The following is a 15,286-nucleotide window of genomic DNA, read 5'->3' as shown; positions in this document are numbered from 1 at the left end:
TTGCGTCACGCCATGGTGTGACGCAACGGAAAATCTCCAATCTCGTAACGCAACATCAGGAGGACCCGGTGTCGGACCGCCGCTGCGCGAACGCTGTCTGCTCCAAAGCACTGCCGGACGACTCGACTGCCCGCAGGCGGTACTGCTCAGGCGCGTGCCGCCAGGCCCACCACCGGAGCACCCATCCCGCCGCGATCGTGCGGCCAGCGCCAGACGCCCAGCTCCAGGCGGTACTGGCCGAAGTCGCGCGGGCTCGCGCCGCCGGCCTGGCCGTAGCGGCGCAGGAGCTCGCGGATCTGACCCCGGGCGATCAGGCAGTGCGCAGCGCCTACACAGCGCGGCTCCCGGAACTGGTGCGCGAGGTGATGGAGGCCGCCGTCGCGTACGACCGGTCCGCCGGACTCACCTGGGAGGGCATCGGTGAGTGGCTGGAGCTTCACCCGGACACCGCCCGTAGCCGATACGGGGCTCCTGGGAAAAGCTGACGTCAGGCGCACGAGCGGGGACAGCCGTTTCCCACGGGAGACAGATGATCGCACCGCGGGTACCCCGGGTACCCGCCGCCGGCCACCAGCTCCACCCGCCCGCGGCTTCCGATCCGACCCTTCCCCTTCACCTCTACTTTCGGCAGAACGGGCGGTCGCGTGATGGAGCTACCCGGCGGCTGAGCTGGGAGAATGGGCCATGGCTGAACAGGTTTCCTCCATCATGACGTGATGGACCTCGTGATGGCCCTCATGAAGCCCTGGGGCAAGGTGATCGTGGTCGACGCTGAGACAAACCGCCCGGTGCTGACCCTGGACGCGGACTTTCCGTCCGGCAGGTACATGCGCCTCGACGACGGGCGCCACGTACCCGATCACAGCACCGGCTGACCTTCTGCCAGATCGCCCTCCTGGCGCCCGCGCTCCTCGTACCGTGGGGCCGTGGACGACACGACGACCGAGGTAGAGCTGCACGGCGGACCGCTCGACGGCTGGGTGGTACCGGTGGACACCGACGACCCGGACCCCTGGACCGCGATCATCAGCGACTACGGCCGCTATCCCGGCGGCCGGTCCATGTACGCACCCGACGCCACCGGTACGTGGCACTGGGTCCGCGATCTCCGGCCGGAGGACCTCTGAGCACCCGCCCCGGGCACCGCGTCCGGGGCGGGTGGCTTCTTCCCCTACACCGGGCGGCGGACCAGGAGCGCACTTCGACCGAGCCCGCGACGGTAGCCGGTGAGGCTGGTATCTCGCGCGTGATGGGCCGGTCCCGGAAGTCCCGCGAAGGCCGCGACGGTAGCCGTGGCGGTCCGTACGGTCCGCCCACATGAAGATCACTGAGATGACTCCCGCCCGCCGTAAGCGCCGCAAGACGGGGCGCCCCTCCTTGCTGACCCCGGCGGTGATGGACCTCCTGACCCGCGCGACCGCCGTGGGCCTGCCGATGCAGCAGGCTGCCGACGCGGCGGGGATCGGCCGCTCCACTTTCCTGCGGTGGATGCGGGTCGGCGAGGACCTGGTGGAGACGCAGGGCGGGCGGCTCGACATCGACTCCTCCGACCCGTGCGCTGCCCTGTACGCGAGGGTGACCCGTGCCCGTGCCGCTGCGGCCGTCCGTGCCACCGGCCACATCGAGGAGGCCGCCCGCGGGGCCGTAGTCTCCGAGACCTACCGCACGTGGACGGACTCCGTCACCGGGGAGACCCGTACCGAGCGACGGGTCCGCCGGCGGCCGGGCGACTGGCGGGCGTCGGCCTGGCTCATGGACCGGCTGGACCCGCACCCGAAGTCGCTCGACGAGATGCTCGACGAAGAGGACGCGCGGATACGAGCGGAGCGTGGGGAGACCGCGATGGAGCGGGCCCTCACGCCGCACCTCCAGGACCTCGCTGCCCGGCTGCAGAAGACCATCGCGCAGTACGAAGAGTCGTCCGGTGCGGGCGACGGCGGGCCTACTCGGTGAGCGGCTCGTCGCTCGCCGATCGCAGGCCCCGGGTCCGCGCCGCCACCTGGTCCGGGGCGCCGAAGCCGGAGGCGCTGTGCTGGTGCATCACCAGTACGTCAGCCGGGGACCCGGGGTGACGGCGGGCCAGGTGGTCGAGCGCGTCGACGGCCAGGCCGTCCAGGTCATCGCCCAGGACGTGCACTGGCCCGGTGGCGCCGCACAGCGAGCACTTCAGCAGCAGCGTGGCGACCACGCTGCGGCCTCCTGCAGGTCCGAGCCCACCGGGCGGGACGCGGGGCTCCAGGCAGGGGCGGCAGTGGGGCACCACGGGCGGGCTGGGGACATCGGACGACCAGAGCAGCGCGGCGACGGATTGCATGTCCGGCGTAACGACCGGGGGACCCGGGAGCGACTATCGGCCGAGGGAGGGCCCGGAGCGCCCTGGGGCCGGTGGCCGGTAGCTGGGGCTCTGCTGAGCCTCGATCCGGGCGGTGTGGGCCTCCTGTGCCTGCCTGACCTCTGCCCGTGCGAGGGTCTCCGACCGGTGCAGCGACGGGTGGTGCTCAGCGATCCGGGCCCGCAGCTGCTTCTCGGTGCGGGCGTCGGCGGCGACGGCCCGGTACATCGCGGCGGCCTTCCGGGCGGTGGCCGCCTGCCCGTGGGCGCGGGAGACACGCTTCTGGTCGCCGGTGTCGATCTGCTGGGCGCGTGCGGGCGCCTTCGTCTCGCGCATCTCGGTGAGCCGGGCCGCGAGGGTGTCGACGTCCGGCGCCTGGCGCTGTGTGGCGCCCAGCACGGTGGCGTACGGGCTGCTCCGCACGATCTCCCACGCGGCCTCGGCGGCACGGGACGCCGCGATCCGGGCGTCGGACGCGTCCCTCCACCCGGCGGCCCGCTGCTCGGTGGCCTGCTGGGTGAGTTGACCGTGCTCCTTCCGGGAGGTGCCCGCCATGCGCAGAGCGATCCGGCCCTTGCCTGCGGCGGCCGACAGGGCGCGCAGGTGCTCGTCGGCCGTGGCCGCCACCTCGGCCGCGGCCTGCTCGCGGGCCTGCTCGGTACGCGCGACGGCCAGCTGCTCGTCGGCGAGATCGAGCAGCCGGTAGACGGGGGCGACCTCGCGCTGGCCTCGGGTCTCCCCGCGGGCCTGGCCGTCCGCGATCTGCTCCAGCAGCGAGCGCTCGGTCTCCTCGGCCTCGGCGGCGGCCCTGTCCTCGCGCCGGGCGTCGACCGGACCGGTGGCGATCAGCCGGGTGAGCTCCTGGTCGCTCCGGTCGCCGTACGGGCGCTGGGTCCAGGCCCGCGTCCCGGCCAGCTCCCGCTCGTCCTTCATCTCGGCGAGCCGCTGGGTCTGCTCGCCGGTCAGCCCGTACTCCTGCTGCTGGGGCTGGGATTCGCGCTGGCGCTGGTCGTGGAGTGTGGAGGACCGTGCGCGGGCCGCCCTGGTGTCGACACTCCGGGTGCGGGCCGGGGACGGGATGACGGCGGCGGCCGGGGCCGGCGGCTCGTGCAGGAGATCGGAGACCATCGCGTCCGGCCGCGACTGCCCCAGGAAACGGGCGTAGGCGTCGACGGCCCGCTCCAGGCGCTCCCGCTCGGTCCGGGCCGCACCGAGCCGCGCCCGGGTGTCCTCCGACTCGATGACCGCGAGCGGCAGCCACAAATGGTTCTCCCGCCGCGCCCGGGTCAGGCCGGGGTACGCCGCGAAGGCATTGGCGCCGTGCCCGTACATGAGGCTGGTGTCGCACGTCATGCCCTGCGAGGCGGCGATCGTCATGGCGTAGCCCAGCGACAGGGCACCGGAGGCCACCTGATCCGGGGTCAGCCACGCGGACACGTAAGCGTCGTCCTGGCCGCGCGTGCGGGTGCGCCACGTGATCTCGACCCGCCCGTCCGCCTCGATCCCGCTGACGATGGCCCGGTACCCGTTCAGCAGGTCCGGCCCCTCACCGCGCCTCGACCTGTAGTCGTTGGCGCGGACCCGTACGGCGTCGCCCGTGGCGAGGGTGAGCCGGTCCCCGCCGGGCAGCGCGTAGGTGTGCTCCTCGCCGAGCTCCCCGGCCGCGCGGCGGATCTGCTGCGCCCCCGCGTTCAGCGCGTCGACGTCGGAGTTGCGGGCGGCGAGCACCACCAGGTCGTCCAGGAGGTCGTGCGTGTCGGGCCACCGGTCGCGGCGGACCTCGTCCCACGCCGTGAGGATCTGCGAGCGGGCCTCGTCCGCCGACTCGGTGGGGTGGACACGGCCCCGGTCGGCGAGGAGCCGCAGCGCCTGGTCGTGGTCCCCGGTCCGCCAGACCTCCAGCGCGTGCCGCTCCGCGGCGTCCTCCTGGCGCCGGTTCTCGTGCAGGGTGAGCCCGCCGACCAGCCGGTGGACCTCGCGGTACCACCCGCCCGCGCCCACGGCCTGGAGCTGGAGCGGGTCGCCGATGCCGATCACCTTGGTCCCGGTGCGAGCCGCCTCGCGCATCAGGACCTCGGCCGCCCGGTCGTCCACCATCGTCGCCTCGTCGAGCACCAGGACGTCGATCCCGGTGAGGCCGGTCCCGGTGCGGATCTGCTGGAGCCACGAGGCCACCGTGCGGGCCGGGATGCCGGACGCCTGGGTGAGCTGCTGGGCGGCCACCGCGCTCAGGCACGCCCCGGCGTAGGTGGTGCCAGTGGCGTCCCACCCGATCCGGCACGCCTCCATCAGCGTGCTCTTGCCCGCCCCTGCGACGCCGACGACGGTGTCGATGCCGTGCCCGGCCGTCAGCAGCCGGGTCACCGCCGCACGCTGCTCGACGGACAGCTCGAAGCCCACCGCGACCTCGAAGACACCGACCGCGGCCGCCGACTGATCGGGGGTCAGCGCGGTGCGGCCTTCGCCGTGGCGGGTGAGCGCCTGGCCCCGGACGTACGCCTCGGCGTCCAGGATGTCCTGGGTGGTGTACCGGGCGGTCGACGTCATCACGGTCGACCCGTAGTCCGGCACGCGCACCGCGTACCCGGCCACGTCCAGGACCTCGTCGGCGATCTCGTCCAGGCGCCCGACACCGTCGTCCAGGCCGTACGGCAGTGCGTTGCCGACCGCCGCGAGCAGCTGCGCGCGGGAGAAAGTCTTGTCGGTGGCAGTGAGTCCGGTCTCCGGGTCGAACACGACCGCCGCGAGATCGGACGGCGGTGGAATCCGCGGCCCGCCGGGTCCGTCGACGGTGGGGCCGCTGTCCGGGCCGGGCGGTCCGGGGGCGGCGGCCGCGACCATCGCCTCGACGTCGACCCCGGCCTCCTCGGCGCGCTGCCGCCAGCTCGCCCGCATCCCGGCCGCGTCGGCGGCGTGCTTGGCTCGCAGGGTCTCGGCGGCGGCACGGTCGCGCTCCTGGCGCCCGGCCTCGTCCCCGGCCAGGTCCACGATCCGGCCGTGGCGCCGCGAGTACAGGTCGCGGACCGGCTCGGGAATCCCCTCGACCTCCCACGCCCCGGTGCGCTCAGCCTTCGTCCGGCGCACACCGAACCGGTTGTAGGTGAGCGCCCGGACGCGGGCCTTGAAGTACGCGTCGGCGGCGGCGGCGTGCCGGTGCAGGTCCTGGCCGCTGTTGCCGATCGAGCGATACTCGCCGTCCTCGCACAGCCCCATGTTGATGATCGTCACGTGGATGTGGAGGTGCGGGTCACCGGGCTGCCCGTCGCCCATCGGCCGTGCCGACTGGTGCTCGACCGACCAGGCGAGGAGACCGCCGGTCGCGAGCCGGACCGGCTGCCCGTCCTCGGAGCCGACCGCGTACCCCACCCACCGCTCGACCTCCCGGATCGTGTCCCGCTTCGCCTGGTGCACCAGGTCGCGGTACTCCCGCTCGTCCTCCTCGCCCATGAGCCCCGGCAGGACGCTGTCCGACTTGGGGACGTCGAGCATCAGGTCCCAGCCGCGCACCCGGTCATCGACCCGCTGGTCCGCGTGCTCCCGCGCATCGGCCAGCTCTCTCTCGCCGTAGACGTCGGCGAGGTCGAGGCCGGCGGCGCGGGCGAGCTTGTGCAGGGTGCCCACCTGCATCCGGTGCCGGTCGCCCTGGCGGTGGACCATCCGCTGCATCTGCGCGAGCGTCCGCTGTTGCTTCGGCTTGCCCTCCAGCAGACCGGCGGCCGCCACTCCCTGCTCCTCGGCCGCGGCCTCGATCGCCTCCACCAGGCGGGCGGTCGTGAGCTTCGCCGCCGGGTGCGCGCGGACCGACGTCTGCGTACGGATCAGCCGGGCCCCGGTCTCCGGGTGGCAGCCCGCCATCAGCCGCCGGGCCGCCTCCTTGCCCTCCTCGTCCAGCACCGCGCCCTCGGTCAGCCCGACCGCCGCGAGGCCGCTGCCCATCCACACGAGAGCGGCGCCGCCCTCCTCCCTCAGCCGGTACTCCAGCGCCGGGTCGGCCGCCTCCTGGACCACCGCGTCGGACGCCACGACCGAGCACCCTGCCTGCTCCCGCAGCCGGTACTCGACCTGCTCGTCGTCGCGGATCGCCGTCACCCACGCCATGCCCGTGCCCCCGTGTCCCGCACTGTGTCGTGCGCTGTGTCCCCGCTTGTGCTCTTGTGCTTTTCCCGGCGTGCCGGGGTTCCCCGAAGGGGAACCCCCTTCGTGCTTCCCCTGTTTTTGATCATGACCGGGACGGTCTACTCGACCGCCTCCGCCAGGACTGACACACGGGGATCCATCACCGTGCGGTGCCGGGTCCGAGGGTCCGCCGGCCGGACGGATCTGCCACGGCCCGGTGCTCGCCGTCGCCCGGGAGCTGGCCCGGCTCGATCCGTTCGGCGGGCAGCAGCCGCGGCGCGGGTCCGGCCGGTGGCGTGCTCCTGGTGGTGCTCGGGCCGGTACCGAGTCGTCGTCGCGCGGTGCTCATGCGAAGAGTCTCCCGCCTCCGGCACGCACGCACGGACACCCTCGCGACCGGTAATGGTGCGGCACGTCTTCTGGGACGGCCGGTTCCGGTGTGAGGATGACCGGGACACCGGGCGGCAGGCGGAGGCGGCGCAGATGGACGACACGGCGTACGAGGTACAGGTGACGGTGGCTGGCACGGCGGTCTGGATCGAGTCCACCCCGGGGCATCGCTCCCGGATGCCGGTGGCCTGCCGTGAGTGCGACGTCCGTACGGATCTGACGCTGGCGGCGCGCGGTGAGGATGCCTGGATCACGTGCCCGGCCGGGCACACGACCAGGGACTGGCGGCTCAGCAGCGAGGCCGTCCACGACGTCGCCGCGGCGGCGATTGAGGCCGGTGTCGCGGCGGCCCCAGCCGACGCAGAGGTCTGGCTCAGGGTCACCGCCCGGACGGACGCGCTCCCCGACTACGAGGACATCGCCTGACGCCACCAGGGAAAGACAAAAGGCTCCTGGGGCATGAGAGACAGAACGAACGCAGCGAAGCCGCCGTGAACTTCACGGCGGCTTCGCTGCGTTCGATGGGCTGTCAGTCGCCCTGTCCGTTGGGCGAGGTGGTGTAGGTGTCGCCCTTGGCGTCGGTGTAGGTGGCGCCATTGCTCAGGGCAATCGTGCTCTCCACCTGGTCCTTGAGAGCGTCGGGCAGGGGAGCCATGCTGCTGGTGCCGTCTGCGTTCTCGCTGAATCCGAAGATCATGGGTTCTTCCTTATCTAGCTTGATTGAACATGGACAGTGCTTGCTTTTTGGCTTGCGGTTTTGCTGGCCTTTTCGCTGCCGATGTCTCTAGTATGCAGACTCAGAGTCTGCATGTCTAGTGGTTCGCAGACTCCCAGAGGGAAAGGGCGCCTGTGCCGGGAGGGCTGGCTATTGTGAGCATGAAGCGACCCCCGGCACTTGCCTTGCCGGGGGTCGCTTCATGCCTCTGGTCAGGGTCCCGCGATGAGCCACAAGATCAGGGCTGCGTCGAGGTCCTGGGAGTAGCGGTAAACGACGGAGATCCCCCGGCCCCCGGTCTGTTCGGGCAGCAGCTCAACCACGAATGACTCAGAGCGGGGGTCTGCGTCCGGGAGGCCGCGGCTGTGATCGGGATCAGGTTCGCCCTCAAGCGAGCGGCGGACGGATTCGACCGCGGCCTGCTCGCTTCGGGTGAGTTCGGCGCGCAGCTTCTCGGCCCCGTCGCTATAGAAGACAGACGTCACCCGGTGGCCTCCATCTTGCGTCGGAGCTCGGCGACGACGTCCTCGGTCGACCGGGCCAAGGCGGCGAGCCCAGCTCCGTCGACACGGAGGAGCACGCGATGCCGGTACGCCTGGGTGATCTCACGGACCTGGGTCAGGTCGTCCAAGTCCGCGTCCGCCAGCTCCCTTTCGAGCTCGGCGGGGTCGGTCGGAAACCCCCAGGACTGCAGGGCGGCGCGCAGCTCGGCAAGCGTGCGCATCGACGGGACGACGTCATGGTGTTCGGGTTGCGCTGACACAGTCGGCCTCTCCTTCGGTCGGTGGTGTCGAGTCTCCTACGCGCTCGCGCTCGGGACAGCCTCTTCGAGCGCCACGATGACGAGGGCGTGGGTTCGTTTGTCCAACGAGCGAGGTGTCCATCAGTCCTTGTACGCGATGGGGCTGAGCCCGGAGTGGGCCCGGTTCAGCGCCTCGAACAGCGTCTGCGCCGCCGCCTTCGCCTCGGCGAGACCGTCGTACGCGGCCGCAAGGTCGGTGTCGAGCGTGTTCCTGTCGCTGCGCAGGTTCCCGCTCGCCTCCAGATGCATCACCAGTGCCTCGGTCTGCTCCAGGGCCTGCGACAGGACCATAGCCGCCTGGGAGAGGTTGCCCACCACGCTGTAGGCGTCGCCGGGGAACTCCCAGTTCTCGCCTCCCCGGGTCGGGGCGAGCGTGGCGTGGTTGAGGGCACGGAGGGCCTCGTACGCGTCGTCGGCGAGCTTGGCGGGTGTCTTGTCGGTCATGGGGTCGGTCTCCTTTTTGGATGAACCCGGGGCCGCCGTGACGGCGACCCCGGGTTCATCCTGTCGTGCGGTTCGGACAGCGCGGGGCGATCAGGCAATGTCGCCCTGAAGGGGGCCGCCCCTACCACCGTCAAGGTCGACCATGAGCATGTCTGTCGGGGTCAGGGCCTCGGTGACGCCGGTGGTCAGGTCGAGGATGTCGGCGTGGTCGAAGGCCAGCGGCGGCAGGTTGGAGGCAGGCCACCAACGGGCCGTGCGGGCGTCGTCCCCGGCGAGGATCGGGGTGTCGGCCGGGACGACCGCGAGATAGGCGGCGGTGACGTACCGGCCGCGCGGGTCGCGGCCGGGCTGGTCGAAGACGCCGATCTGACGCAGGTCTTCGGCGGCGACGTGGACACCGGTCTCTTCAGCCAGCTCCCGGGCCGCTGCTGTACGGCTTGTCTCTCCAACGTCGCAATGGCCACCCGGCAGCGCCCACGCGCCCTCGTGCGGCGGCCAGCCGCGCTCGATGAGCAGCACGTCACCATTCGGCGTCATCGCGACTACATCGGCGGTGTAGCGGATGCTCTCGGGTTCGGTCCGGTTGTGGACTCCGGCGGGCAGGAGGTCCTGGTCGACGTCCCGGTGCTCGATGGTGGCCCCGCCGGCGACCCCGAGCAGCAGCTCATACGAAGCGCGGGCCAGGCCGACGCTGCGGTGCCGGCCCCCGGTGCAGCCCCACGCGATCGTGACGTCGGCGCCCGTGTCCTCGGCAAGGCCGCGGGCAGTGGCGACGGCGTTCAACGCGAGGCGCTCGGCGCCCAGGGTAGTCATGACGTGGTCGTAGACCTCCTCGTCGAGGCCCGTGCGGTGCTTCAGCTCCGGGTTGTAAAACGGGTTGCGGAGCAGGGCTCGGAGGTCGAAGACCAGGTCGGCGGTGGGGGTCGGTCCGTGGCCGTAGCCGAAGGAGACGATGCGGATGGTCATGGGTCAGCTCTCCTCAAGGTGCTTGGTCGGGCAAGCGGGATGTGCCGGAAGTCGGATTGGCTGTATCTGGCCAGCTAGAAGGCCGCGATGAGGAGTGCGGCGACACCGAGCCAGAAGTGGTGGAAGCTCTGGTCCAGATGGAAGGCCCCGGTACCGGTGGTGAGGGCGGGCCGTCCGTCTGCGGTGACCGGGTGGTCCGGGTGCGCGGCGCCGCCGAGGTTGTAGTACTCGCTCTTCTCGATCGCCTTCGCGAACCGGGCCAAGGTCGTCCGTCGGTCCGCCCAGTAGTGGCTGGCGGCATCCAGGCCCAGCCCGACGATCAGGCCAAGCGTGGTGACGCGGAGGTCGAGGACGGACACAACGACCGCCAGAACGAGAACTTTGGTAGCGGTCAGCGTGAGGACGTGGCGCCCGCAGGCCAGCCGGGCGGACCACCCAGGCCCGCCCTTGGCGCACGCCTGATGGTGCGTCTGGACCCACTGGTCACCGACCGAATGTCCGATGAGGAGTGCTACGAACACGGCGGCGAAGACTGCTGCGGTCATGACTGGACTCCTGACTGATTCACGATTTCGTTTCCGCTTGCTTTCCTGCTTGCGATAATTCGAGTATGCAGACTCGGAGTCGACATGTCTACCGTTTCGCAGACTCCGAGTCTGCGCAATGGGTGTTTTGGCTGGTCAGTGCCCTAAAGAACTTCTCGCGCTTTACGGGTCGGCTCTGCTCTGCGAGTGAGTACCGCCCGTGATTCATCTCCTGCAGTGCGTCTGCCTGGAAGGCGCGCGCCTGAGACGCGCGGCTGCGGGGAGGGGTAGAGCGGACGGGCGCGTCCGCGCCCGGCACCCCCGTCTGCGGCCTGTGGCGACCGCGCGTTCACCGTCACCGCCCGCTCGGCCGCAAGCGGCCTCCCGTGCGGCGCCGGGCGCGGTCGCCGTACCTTCCGCACGTCACACGCACGTCCTCACAGCAAGAGCCCCACTGAGCGCTGCAACTCAGCGAGGCTCAAGGAAGCCACCCAAAGCGGGGGCGGGGATCGCTGGGATCGGGCCGTACCCGGGTGCCGGTCAGTTGACGGCGGCGGGCTCCGGCTCCTCCTGGTCGAGGTCGAGGTGCTCCTCCGTGTCCGCGTCCTTGGCGCCGGCGGACTCGATGTCGAGCAGGGGCTCGGGGAGGCGGTAGCCGCGGCCGACCCGGGCGGCGTCCAGGTACCGGGCGGCCTCGTCCTCCCGGAGTTCGATGCGGTGGAGGCCGAAGGCGAGCGCGGCGAGGTCGGCTGGAGTGGCGGGTGCCTCCAGCGGGGCGACCAGCTTGTCGGCGGCGCGCATGAGCTTGTTGTGACGCTGCTGGGCTCGGCGGTTCTCGAACATGGCGGGTCTCCCTCTCGTCAGCTGCGGACTGCGGTGTCGTCGGCGTCGGCCTCTTCGCACGCCTTGCTGCAGTACGGGCCCCGGTGGTGGTAGAGCGGGGCGCCGCACAGGGTGCACTCGCCGGGCTCGGGCTCCAGGGCACCGTGTGTGTGCCACGGGGGTTCGTCGGACCACGGGTCGTCCTCCGGGTCCGGGGCGGGACGCAGGCCGGAGACCTGGTCCAGGAGCACCCAGAGCCGGTCTCCAGCAGCGCCGTACTCCGGCGCGATGATCGAGACGTACGTGCCGTGGGCGACCTGGTCGTAGAGGCTGCGGTTCAGCTCGGGCCACTGGACAGCCATGTCCTCGCGGCTGATCCGGCCTGCGAAGGCGGTGACCGCCTCGCAATCGCAGGTCGTCACGATGACCGGCTCGTCCTGGAGGCCGCCGCGCCGGTAGTCGTTGACGCGGACGACCATGCCGGCGCTGTTGGCAGCGTCGACCAAGCGGGGCAGCAGCTCGGGGTCGGCGACGACCAGCTCGACCGCGGCCCGCTGCTCCCACCACAGGCCGTTCTCTCCCGTACCGGCGGATCCGGGCTGCGATTGAGTGGTGATGTACCCGGCGCGGCACAGGGCTGCGAGGCTCGGCACCAGGTACTCGGTCTCCTCGTCGGGTCCGTAGCGGGCGGCGTAACCGGGGCGAGAGGCAATCTCGCCCTCCAGCCAGAGCGCCATCAGTTCACCGAGGTCGGTGACGGTCCGGGCGGACGTCCAGCGGCGCCGGTCTGCGCGGCTCATCCACGGGAACTTGAGCTTCATGGTCAGCCCTTCACGATCATGCTGTCGGGGCAGCGGCCGCCCATGTGGGACACGCACGCCGGGCAGTCCTCGCGCGGGCCGAGGTGCTTGTGCTGCTCGCGGCTGTCGTAGGCGTGCAGCCAGCACTGGCGGCACTGGCCCTTCGGGGGGTTCAACGCCTTCTTGCTCGCCATCGTGATCTCCACTCAGCTCAGTGATTGACGTTGGTGGTGGACCGGCCGAAGCCGCGGTTCGTGTTCGTGACGTGGGTGTGGTGCTCGTGCCGCTCGACCGTCCCGCCGCCTCGCGTCAGGGAGGGTGCGAGCTTCCAGCCGACGACGGCGAGGGCGATCCACATCAGGCCGCCCGCTCCGACTCCGGCGAGCGGGGCCAGGGCCTGGCCAATGCCCCATCCGGTGCCGGCGGCGAGTACGCCTCCGGCCGCGATCATCTGGGCGCGCGGGTCGAGGAGGGGCTGCGGGGAGAGGTCGCGGGGCGGCATCGGCTGCATGGGGCCGGGGGCGGCGGAGCGTCGCATCGGGATCATCCGTCCGTACGCGTCGGGGACCCAGACGACCGGGTCACTCTCGTCGTGGAGCTGGACCGCTCCGGAGACCGGGACCAGCGGCATCTCGTAGCGCGGGGTGATGTCGTAGGACGGCTTGTACAGCCGGTTCGGCTGGACCGCGGCGTCGGTGCGCGGTGTCTCGGGGGCGCGGTCGGTGCTCACGGTCAACCTCCTGGCGGGGGCGGCCCCCGGGGGATCCCGGGGGCCGGGCTGGTCAGTCCTTCGTGCGGTACTGCTTCGTGCGCTTGGCGATGTGGTCGCGGCTGAAGTCGGTGGCCTCGGCTGCGTCGAGCTGGAGGGCCTCGCCCTTGTCCAGCTCGGCGGCGATGGCCTGCCACATCACGTCGTCGGCAGCGGTCTTGGCCTGCTCGGCGTCCTCGTGCGCCTGGTCGCGGGTCTTCTTCAGTTCAGCGATCCGGGCCTTGGCTGCGGCGCGTGTTTCGGCGTCGGGGCGAGGGCTCATGGTGGTGGGCTCCGTTTCGGTTTTGAGGGACGATGAGTCTCCCCCCGCTGCCTTTGCGGAGCGGGACCGGGGCCCGGGACGGCCGGCGGACCTTGGCCGGGATGGCGGCCGTCCCGGGGCGGCCCTACTGCCGGGCGGGCGCGGAGGGCTGCGGAACCGTAGCTTCGGCGGCTCCGGCGACCTGTTGCAGGACATCCCGCACACCGCTGGCGGCGTTTTCCAGGTTGTCGGCGAGGGATGCGCAGCCGAGGGCATCGGCGCGGGCCTTCAGCGCGGTGAGGTAATGCCACGTGTCGTTCATCTCGTCGTGCAGGTCGACCAGGCCGGGCTGGAGAGCGAGCGCGTCGGTGAGGCTGGCCGCTCCACGGCGGTGGGTCGCCACGCGTCCCTCGTGAGCGTCGAAGGCGTTCATGCCAATGACCTCGGCGACGTCTTCCACGCTGTCGTATGCCCAGCTCTGGCCGATGAGGCTGAGCAGGAAGGTCTTCATACGTCCGGGCTTGTCCACTGCTGTCTCCTTGCTTGTTGTCTGCAGTTCGGGATCGGGGCCCGGAGCGGCCGGCGGACCTTGGCCGGGATGGCGGCCGCCCCGGGGCGGAGTCAGCGGCGGCGGCGCGGCCCGGAGTCCGGGATGCGGCGGGAGGGGACGTTGATCGAGCCGGACATCGAGCGGGGGCGGATGTCGAGGCGCTCATCGAGCGCGGCAGCGGTGGCCGTGATGTTGATGGAGCCGGACATCGTCTTGGCGTCGATGTCGCCGCCAGCGGTCGCGTGGGCACGGATCGAGCCGGACATCGTCTTGAGCCTGGCCGTACCGGCGAAGTCCTGGATGTCGATGGAGCCGGACATCGTGCTGGCGTCGACTACGTCGGTGATGTTGAGGTACACACCGCCGGACATCGTCTTGGCGCTGATGTCCGATGCCTTGTTGACCGTGACGGACCCCGACTTGGTGGAGGCGGTGACCTTCTCTGCGTCGTCGACCCGCAGGTCACCGGACTGGGTGTGGCCAGAGACCAGGGCGAAGGTGCCGATGGCCTCGATGTCAGCGGAATCGGTGCGGCCGATGACCTTGCTGCCCGGCGGCACGATGGCGGTGATCTTGATGGGAGCCGTACCTGTGACGACCATGGCCTGGCCGGAGACCTTCACACCGTTCATGTAGACGTCACCGCTGAAGAATCCGCCGTTGATCACGCCGCCCTGGAAGTTCCCCGAGTGCTGGACCACCGTGACACCCCCGCCGGTGATGATGGTGCTGCCACAGTTGGAGCCGCCCTGGCCCGTCACGCTGACGTTGAGGCCGGTGGCGGACTGGCGGAGCATCGCCTCACGGACAGCCGTAGCGGCGGGGCCGTCCTCGTCGGTGGTGCTGATGGTGAGGGTGGCACGCTCGCAGTCGGCAATGGCCTGGACGGAGATGGCGCCGCCGTTGCCCAGAAGGCTGGCGTCGATGGTGACGGGGCCGGTGGTCTCTGCGGCGATCTTTCGGGTGGTCACAGGTCGTCTCCCTTGCTTTTCCGCTTGCATTCTCGCTTGCGGTAATTCGAGTATGCAGACTCAGAGTCGGCATGTCTACTGCTTCGCAGACTCGCAGTCTGCATGATTGGTGTTTTTGCTGGTCAGCGGCCTGAAAGTTTTTCCGGCGTGCGGTCTTTCAGGTGGCGCTGCGGTGACAGACCCCGCACGGGATCTTGACCTCGCGGGTCTTGCCCGTCGCGGAGTGGACCTTGGTGGAGAGGGTGACCATGCCGCTGCGGCAGCCCTTGACGGTGCATCGCTTCGTCTTCGGCTTCGGGCTGGCGGTCGGACCGGCGCCGCCGGTCTGCAGCGTCCAGGCCGTGGTGAGGGCGGTTGCTTTCGCCGCGCTGGCCGCGCCGCCGGCCTTCGCCTTCGCCGCGTCGGCGACGGCCCCGGCCTTCGCTTTCACCTGAGCCTTGCCCGCCTTCTTCTTGCCGCCCCACCACCGTTTGGTGTCCTTGCGGACCTCACCGCTGAGTGCCCGCAGCACGACGACCGCGTCGTCGAGGACGAACTCCGGGACCAGCTCGCCGTACATGGTCACGCCACGCCATTCGGCGAAGAAGCTGTCGACGTCACCGGCCTTCTCGCGTCCGGTCCGCGCCGCCAGCACTGCGTCGACGAGGCCGTTCGTGATCACCCGGGAGCAGTCCTCCCAGTGCCCGCAGGACAGGCAGGAAACGGAGGCCGGGAACACCTCGCGCGGGCCGCGTTTGTAGATTCGCAGGGCGTACCCGCTGTCGCACTGGGTGCAGAGCAGCGGAACACTGTTGAGGTGGGCGAGGCCCTGGAGGCTGAGGTCAGGAGGGCTGGTGAACACGGA

The 15,286-nt window shown here is 71.0% G+C and carries 22 protein-coding genes and 1 pseudogene; 5 read left to right on the top strand and 18 right to left on the bottom strand.

Annotated features, from left to right (window positions below):
- Positions 1–197: 197 nt before the first annotated feature.
- The 4 genes from OG413_RS46620 (at position 198) to OG413_RS46605 (ending at position 1,953) form a co-directional block, all read left to right on the top strand.
- Positions 198–485, top strand: coding sequence for a hypothetical protein (locus OG413_RS46620; RefSeq protein WP_266816026.1), 288 nt, complete (start codon positions 198–200; stop codon positions 483–485).
- A 231-nt stretch (positions 486–716) separates the two neighbouring features.
- On the top strand, positions 717–875 hold the full coding sequence (locus tag OG413_RS46615; RefSeq protein WP_266816025.1) for a hypothetical protein: 159 nt from the start codon (positions 717–719) through the stop codon (positions 873–875).
- Between the two features lie 51 nt (positions 876–926).
- On the top strand, positions 927–1,127 hold the full coding sequence (locus OG413_RS46610) for a hypothetical protein (RefSeq protein ID WP_266816024.1): 201 nt from the start codon (positions 927–929) through the stop codon (positions 1,125–1,127).
- Positions 1,128–1,317: 190 nt separating this feature from the next.
- On the top strand, positions 1,318–1,953 hold the full coding sequence (locus OG413_RS46605; protein WP_266816023.1) for a hypothetical protein: 636 nt from the start codon (positions 1,318–1,320) through the stop codon (positions 1,951–1,953).
- Here the strand turns inward: OG413_RS46605 and OG413_RS46600 are convergent.
- The 3 genes from OG413_RS46600 to OG413_RS46590 form a co-directional block, all read right to left on the bottom strand.
- Positions 1,943–2,188 (bottom strand): hypothetical protein, encoded by a 246-nt coding sequence (locus tag OG413_RS46600; RefSeq protein ID WP_266816022.1) that lies wholly within the window; start codon positions 2,186–2,188, stop codon positions 1,943–1,945. The genes OG413_RS46605 and OG413_RS46600 overlap by 11 nt on opposite strands.
- Positions 2,189–2,347: 159 nt before the next feature.
- Positions 2,348–6,430: a MobF family relaxase gene (mobF, locus tag OG413_RS46595; RefSeq protein ID WP_266816021.1), complete on the bottom strand. Its 4,083-nt coding sequence runs from the start codon at positions 6,428–6,430 to the stop codon at positions 2,348–2,350.
- A gap of 178 nt (positions 6,431–6,608) precedes the next feature.
- Positions 6,609–6,797, bottom strand: a complete 189-nt coding sequence (locus tag OG413_RS46590; protein ID WP_266816020.1) for a hypothetical protein — start codon at positions 6,795–6,797, stop codon at positions 6,609–6,611.
- Positions 6,798–6,931: 134 nt separating this feature from the next.
- On the opposite strand from OG413_RS46590, the gene OG413_RS46585 reads away from it, so the two are divergent.
- Complete coding sequence (locus OG413_RS46585; protein WP_266816019.1) at positions 6,932–7,264, top strand: hypothetical protein; 333 nt, start codon at positions 6,932–6,934, stop codon at positions 7,262–7,264.
- Between the two features lie 103 nt (positions 7,265–7,367).
- Here the strand turns inward: OG413_RS46585 and OG413_RS46580 are convergent, their stop codons facing one another.
- The 15 genes and pseudogenes from OG413_RS46580 to OG413_RS46510 form a co-directional block, all read right to left on the bottom strand.
- The gene (locus OG413_RS46580; protein ID WP_266816018.1) at positions 7,368–7,535 is read right to left on the bottom strand and encodes a hypothetical protein; all 168 of its coding nucleotides are present in this window, start codon (positions 7,533–7,535) and stop codon (positions 7,368–7,370) included.
- A 230-nt stretch (positions 7,536–7,765) separates the two neighbouring features.
- Complete coding sequence (locus OG413_RS46575; protein ID WP_266816017.1) at positions 7,766–8,038, bottom strand: hypothetical protein; 273 nt, start codon at positions 8,036–8,038, stop codon at positions 7,766–7,768.
- Entirely contained in the window at positions 8,035–8,316 is a 282-nt protein-coding gene (locus OG413_RS46570) for a hypothetical protein (RefSeq protein WP_266816016.1), read from the bottom strand. The genes OG413_RS46575 and OG413_RS46570 overlap by 4 nt, the downstream gene beginning before the upstream one ends.
- Positions 8,317–8,436: 120 nt before the next feature.
- Entirely contained in the window at positions 8,437–8,799 is a 363-nt protein-coding gene (locus OG413_RS46565) for a hypothetical protein (protein ID WP_266816015.1), read from the bottom strand.
- Positions 8,800–8,889: 90 nt separating this feature from the next.
- A complete protein-coding gene (locus OG413_RS46560; RefSeq protein WP_266816031.1) occupies positions 8,890–9,402 on the bottom strand; it encodes an NUDIX hydrolase in 513 nt (170 codons plus the stop codon).
- Between the two features lie 18 nt (positions 9,403–9,420).
- A pseudogene (locus OG413_RS46555) lies at positions 9,421–9,765 on the bottom strand (RNase adapter RapZ); the annotation flags it as partial.
- Positions 9,766–9,839: 74 nt separating this feature from the next.
- Positions 9,840–10,310: a transcriptional regulator gene (locus tag OG413_RS46550; protein WP_266816014.1), complete on the bottom strand. Its 471-nt coding sequence runs from the start codon at positions 10,308–10,310 to the stop codon at positions 9,840–9,842.
- Between the two features lie 519 nt (positions 10,311–10,829).
- Positions 10,830–11,132: a hypothetical protein gene (locus OG413_RS46545; protein ID WP_266816013.1), complete on the bottom strand. Its 303-nt coding sequence runs from the start codon at positions 11,130–11,132 to the stop codon at positions 10,830–10,832.
- 17 nt (positions 11,133–11,149) lie between these two features.
- The gene (locus tag OG413_RS46540) at positions 11,150–11,932 is read right to left on the bottom strand and encodes a hypothetical protein (protein ID WP_266816012.1); all 783 of its coding nucleotides are present in this window, start codon (positions 11,930–11,932) and stop codon (positions 11,150–11,152) included.
- A 2-nt stretch (positions 11,933–11,934) separates the two neighbouring features.
- Positions 11,935–12,105: a pRL2-8 gene (locus OG413_RS46535; protein ID WP_266816011.1), complete on the bottom strand. Its 171-nt coding sequence runs from the start codon at positions 12,103–12,105 to the stop codon at positions 11,935–11,937.
- Positions 12,106–12,122: 17 nt separating this feature from the next.
- Positions 12,123–12,641 (bottom strand): hypothetical protein, encoded by a 519-nt coding sequence (locus OG413_RS46530; RefSeq protein ID WP_266816010.1) that lies wholly within the window; start codon positions 12,639–12,641, stop codon positions 12,123–12,125.
- Positions 12,642–12,693: 52 nt separating this feature from the next.
- The gene (locus OG413_RS46525) at positions 12,694–12,942 is read right to left on the bottom strand and encodes a hypothetical protein (protein ID WP_266816009.1); all 249 of its coding nucleotides are present in this window, start codon (positions 12,940–12,942) and stop codon (positions 12,694–12,696) included.
- Between the two features lie 124 nt (positions 12,943–13,066).
- Positions 13,067–13,450, bottom strand: a complete 384-nt coding sequence (locus OG413_RS46520; RefSeq protein WP_266816008.1) for a hypothetical protein — start codon at positions 13,448–13,450, stop codon at positions 13,067–13,069.
- Between the two features lie 92 nt (positions 13,451–13,542).
- The gene (locus tag OG413_RS46515; RefSeq protein ID WP_266816007.1) at positions 13,543–14,442 is read right to left on the bottom strand and encodes a DUF4097 family beta strand repeat-containing protein; all 900 of its coding nucleotides are present in this window, start codon (positions 14,440–14,442) and stop codon (positions 13,543–13,545) included.
- Between the two features lie 157 nt (positions 14,443–14,599).
- A complete protein-coding gene (locus tag OG413_RS46510) occupies positions 14,600–15,283 on the bottom strand; it encodes a hypothetical protein (RefSeq protein WP_266816006.1) in 684 nt (227 codons plus the stop codon).
- Between the last annotated feature and the right edge of the window lie 3 nt (positions 15,284–15,286).

The sequence above is a fragment of the Streptomyces sp. NBC_01433 genome, assembly GCF_026340105.1.
GTDB lineage: Bacteria > Actinomycetota > Actinomycetes > Streptomycetales > Streptomycetaceae > Streptomyces.
The sequence above is the reverse complement of the archived record's forward strand: the minus strand, read 5'-3'. Positions and strand labels throughout refer to the sequence as shown.

Excerpts from the sequence above, each read along its gene's own strand:
- OG413_RS46615 (WP_266816025.1), top strand. The coding sequence starts at position 717 with ATGGACCTCGTGATGGCCCTCATGAAGCCCTGGGGCAAGGTGATCGTG.
- OG413_RS46605 (WP_266816023.1), top strand. The coding sequence starts at position 1,318 with ATGAAGATCACTGAGATGACTCCCGCCCGCCGTAAGCGCCGCAAGACG.
- mobF (WP_266816021.1), bottom strand. The coding sequence starts at position 6,430 with ATGGCGTGGGTGACGGCGATCCGCGACGACGAGCAGGTCGAGTACCGG.
- OG413_RS46590 (WP_266816020.1), bottom strand. The coding sequence starts at position 6,797 with ATGAGCACCGCGCGACGACGACTCGGTACCGGCCCGAGCACCACCAGG.
- OG413_RS46585 (WP_266816019.1), top strand. The coding sequence starts at position 6,932 with ATGGACGACACGGCGTACGAGGTACAGGTGACGGTGGCTGGCACGGCG.
- OG413_RS46580 (WP_266816018.1), bottom strand. The coding sequence starts at position 7,535 with ATGATCTTCGGATTCAGCGAGAACGCAGACGGCACCAGCAGCATGGCT.
- OG413_RS46565 (WP_266816015.1), bottom strand. The coding sequence starts at position 8,799 with ATGACCGACAAGACACCCGCCAAGCTCGCCGACGACGCGTACGAGGCC.
- OG413_RS46550 (WP_266816014.1), bottom strand. The coding sequence starts at position 10,310 with ATGACCGCAGCAGTCTTCGCCGCCGTGTTCGTAGCACTCCTCATCGGA.
- OG413_RS46545 (WP_266816013.1), bottom strand. The coding sequence starts at position 11,132 with ATGTTCGAGAACCGCCGAGCCCAGCAGCGTCACAACAAGCTCATGCGC.
- OG413_RS46540 (WP_266816012.1), bottom strand. The coding sequence starts at position 11,932 with ATGAAGCTCAAGTTCCCGTGGATGAGCCGCGCAGACCGGCGCCGCTGG.
- OG413_RS46535 (WP_266816011.1), bottom strand. The coding sequence starts at position 12,105 with ATGGCGAGCAAGAAGGCGTTGAACCCCCCGAAGGGCCAGTGCCGCCAG.
- OG413_RS46525 (WP_266816009.1), bottom strand. The coding sequence starts at position 12,942 with ATGAGCCCTCGCCCCGACGCCGAAACACGCGCCGCAGCCAAGGCCCGG.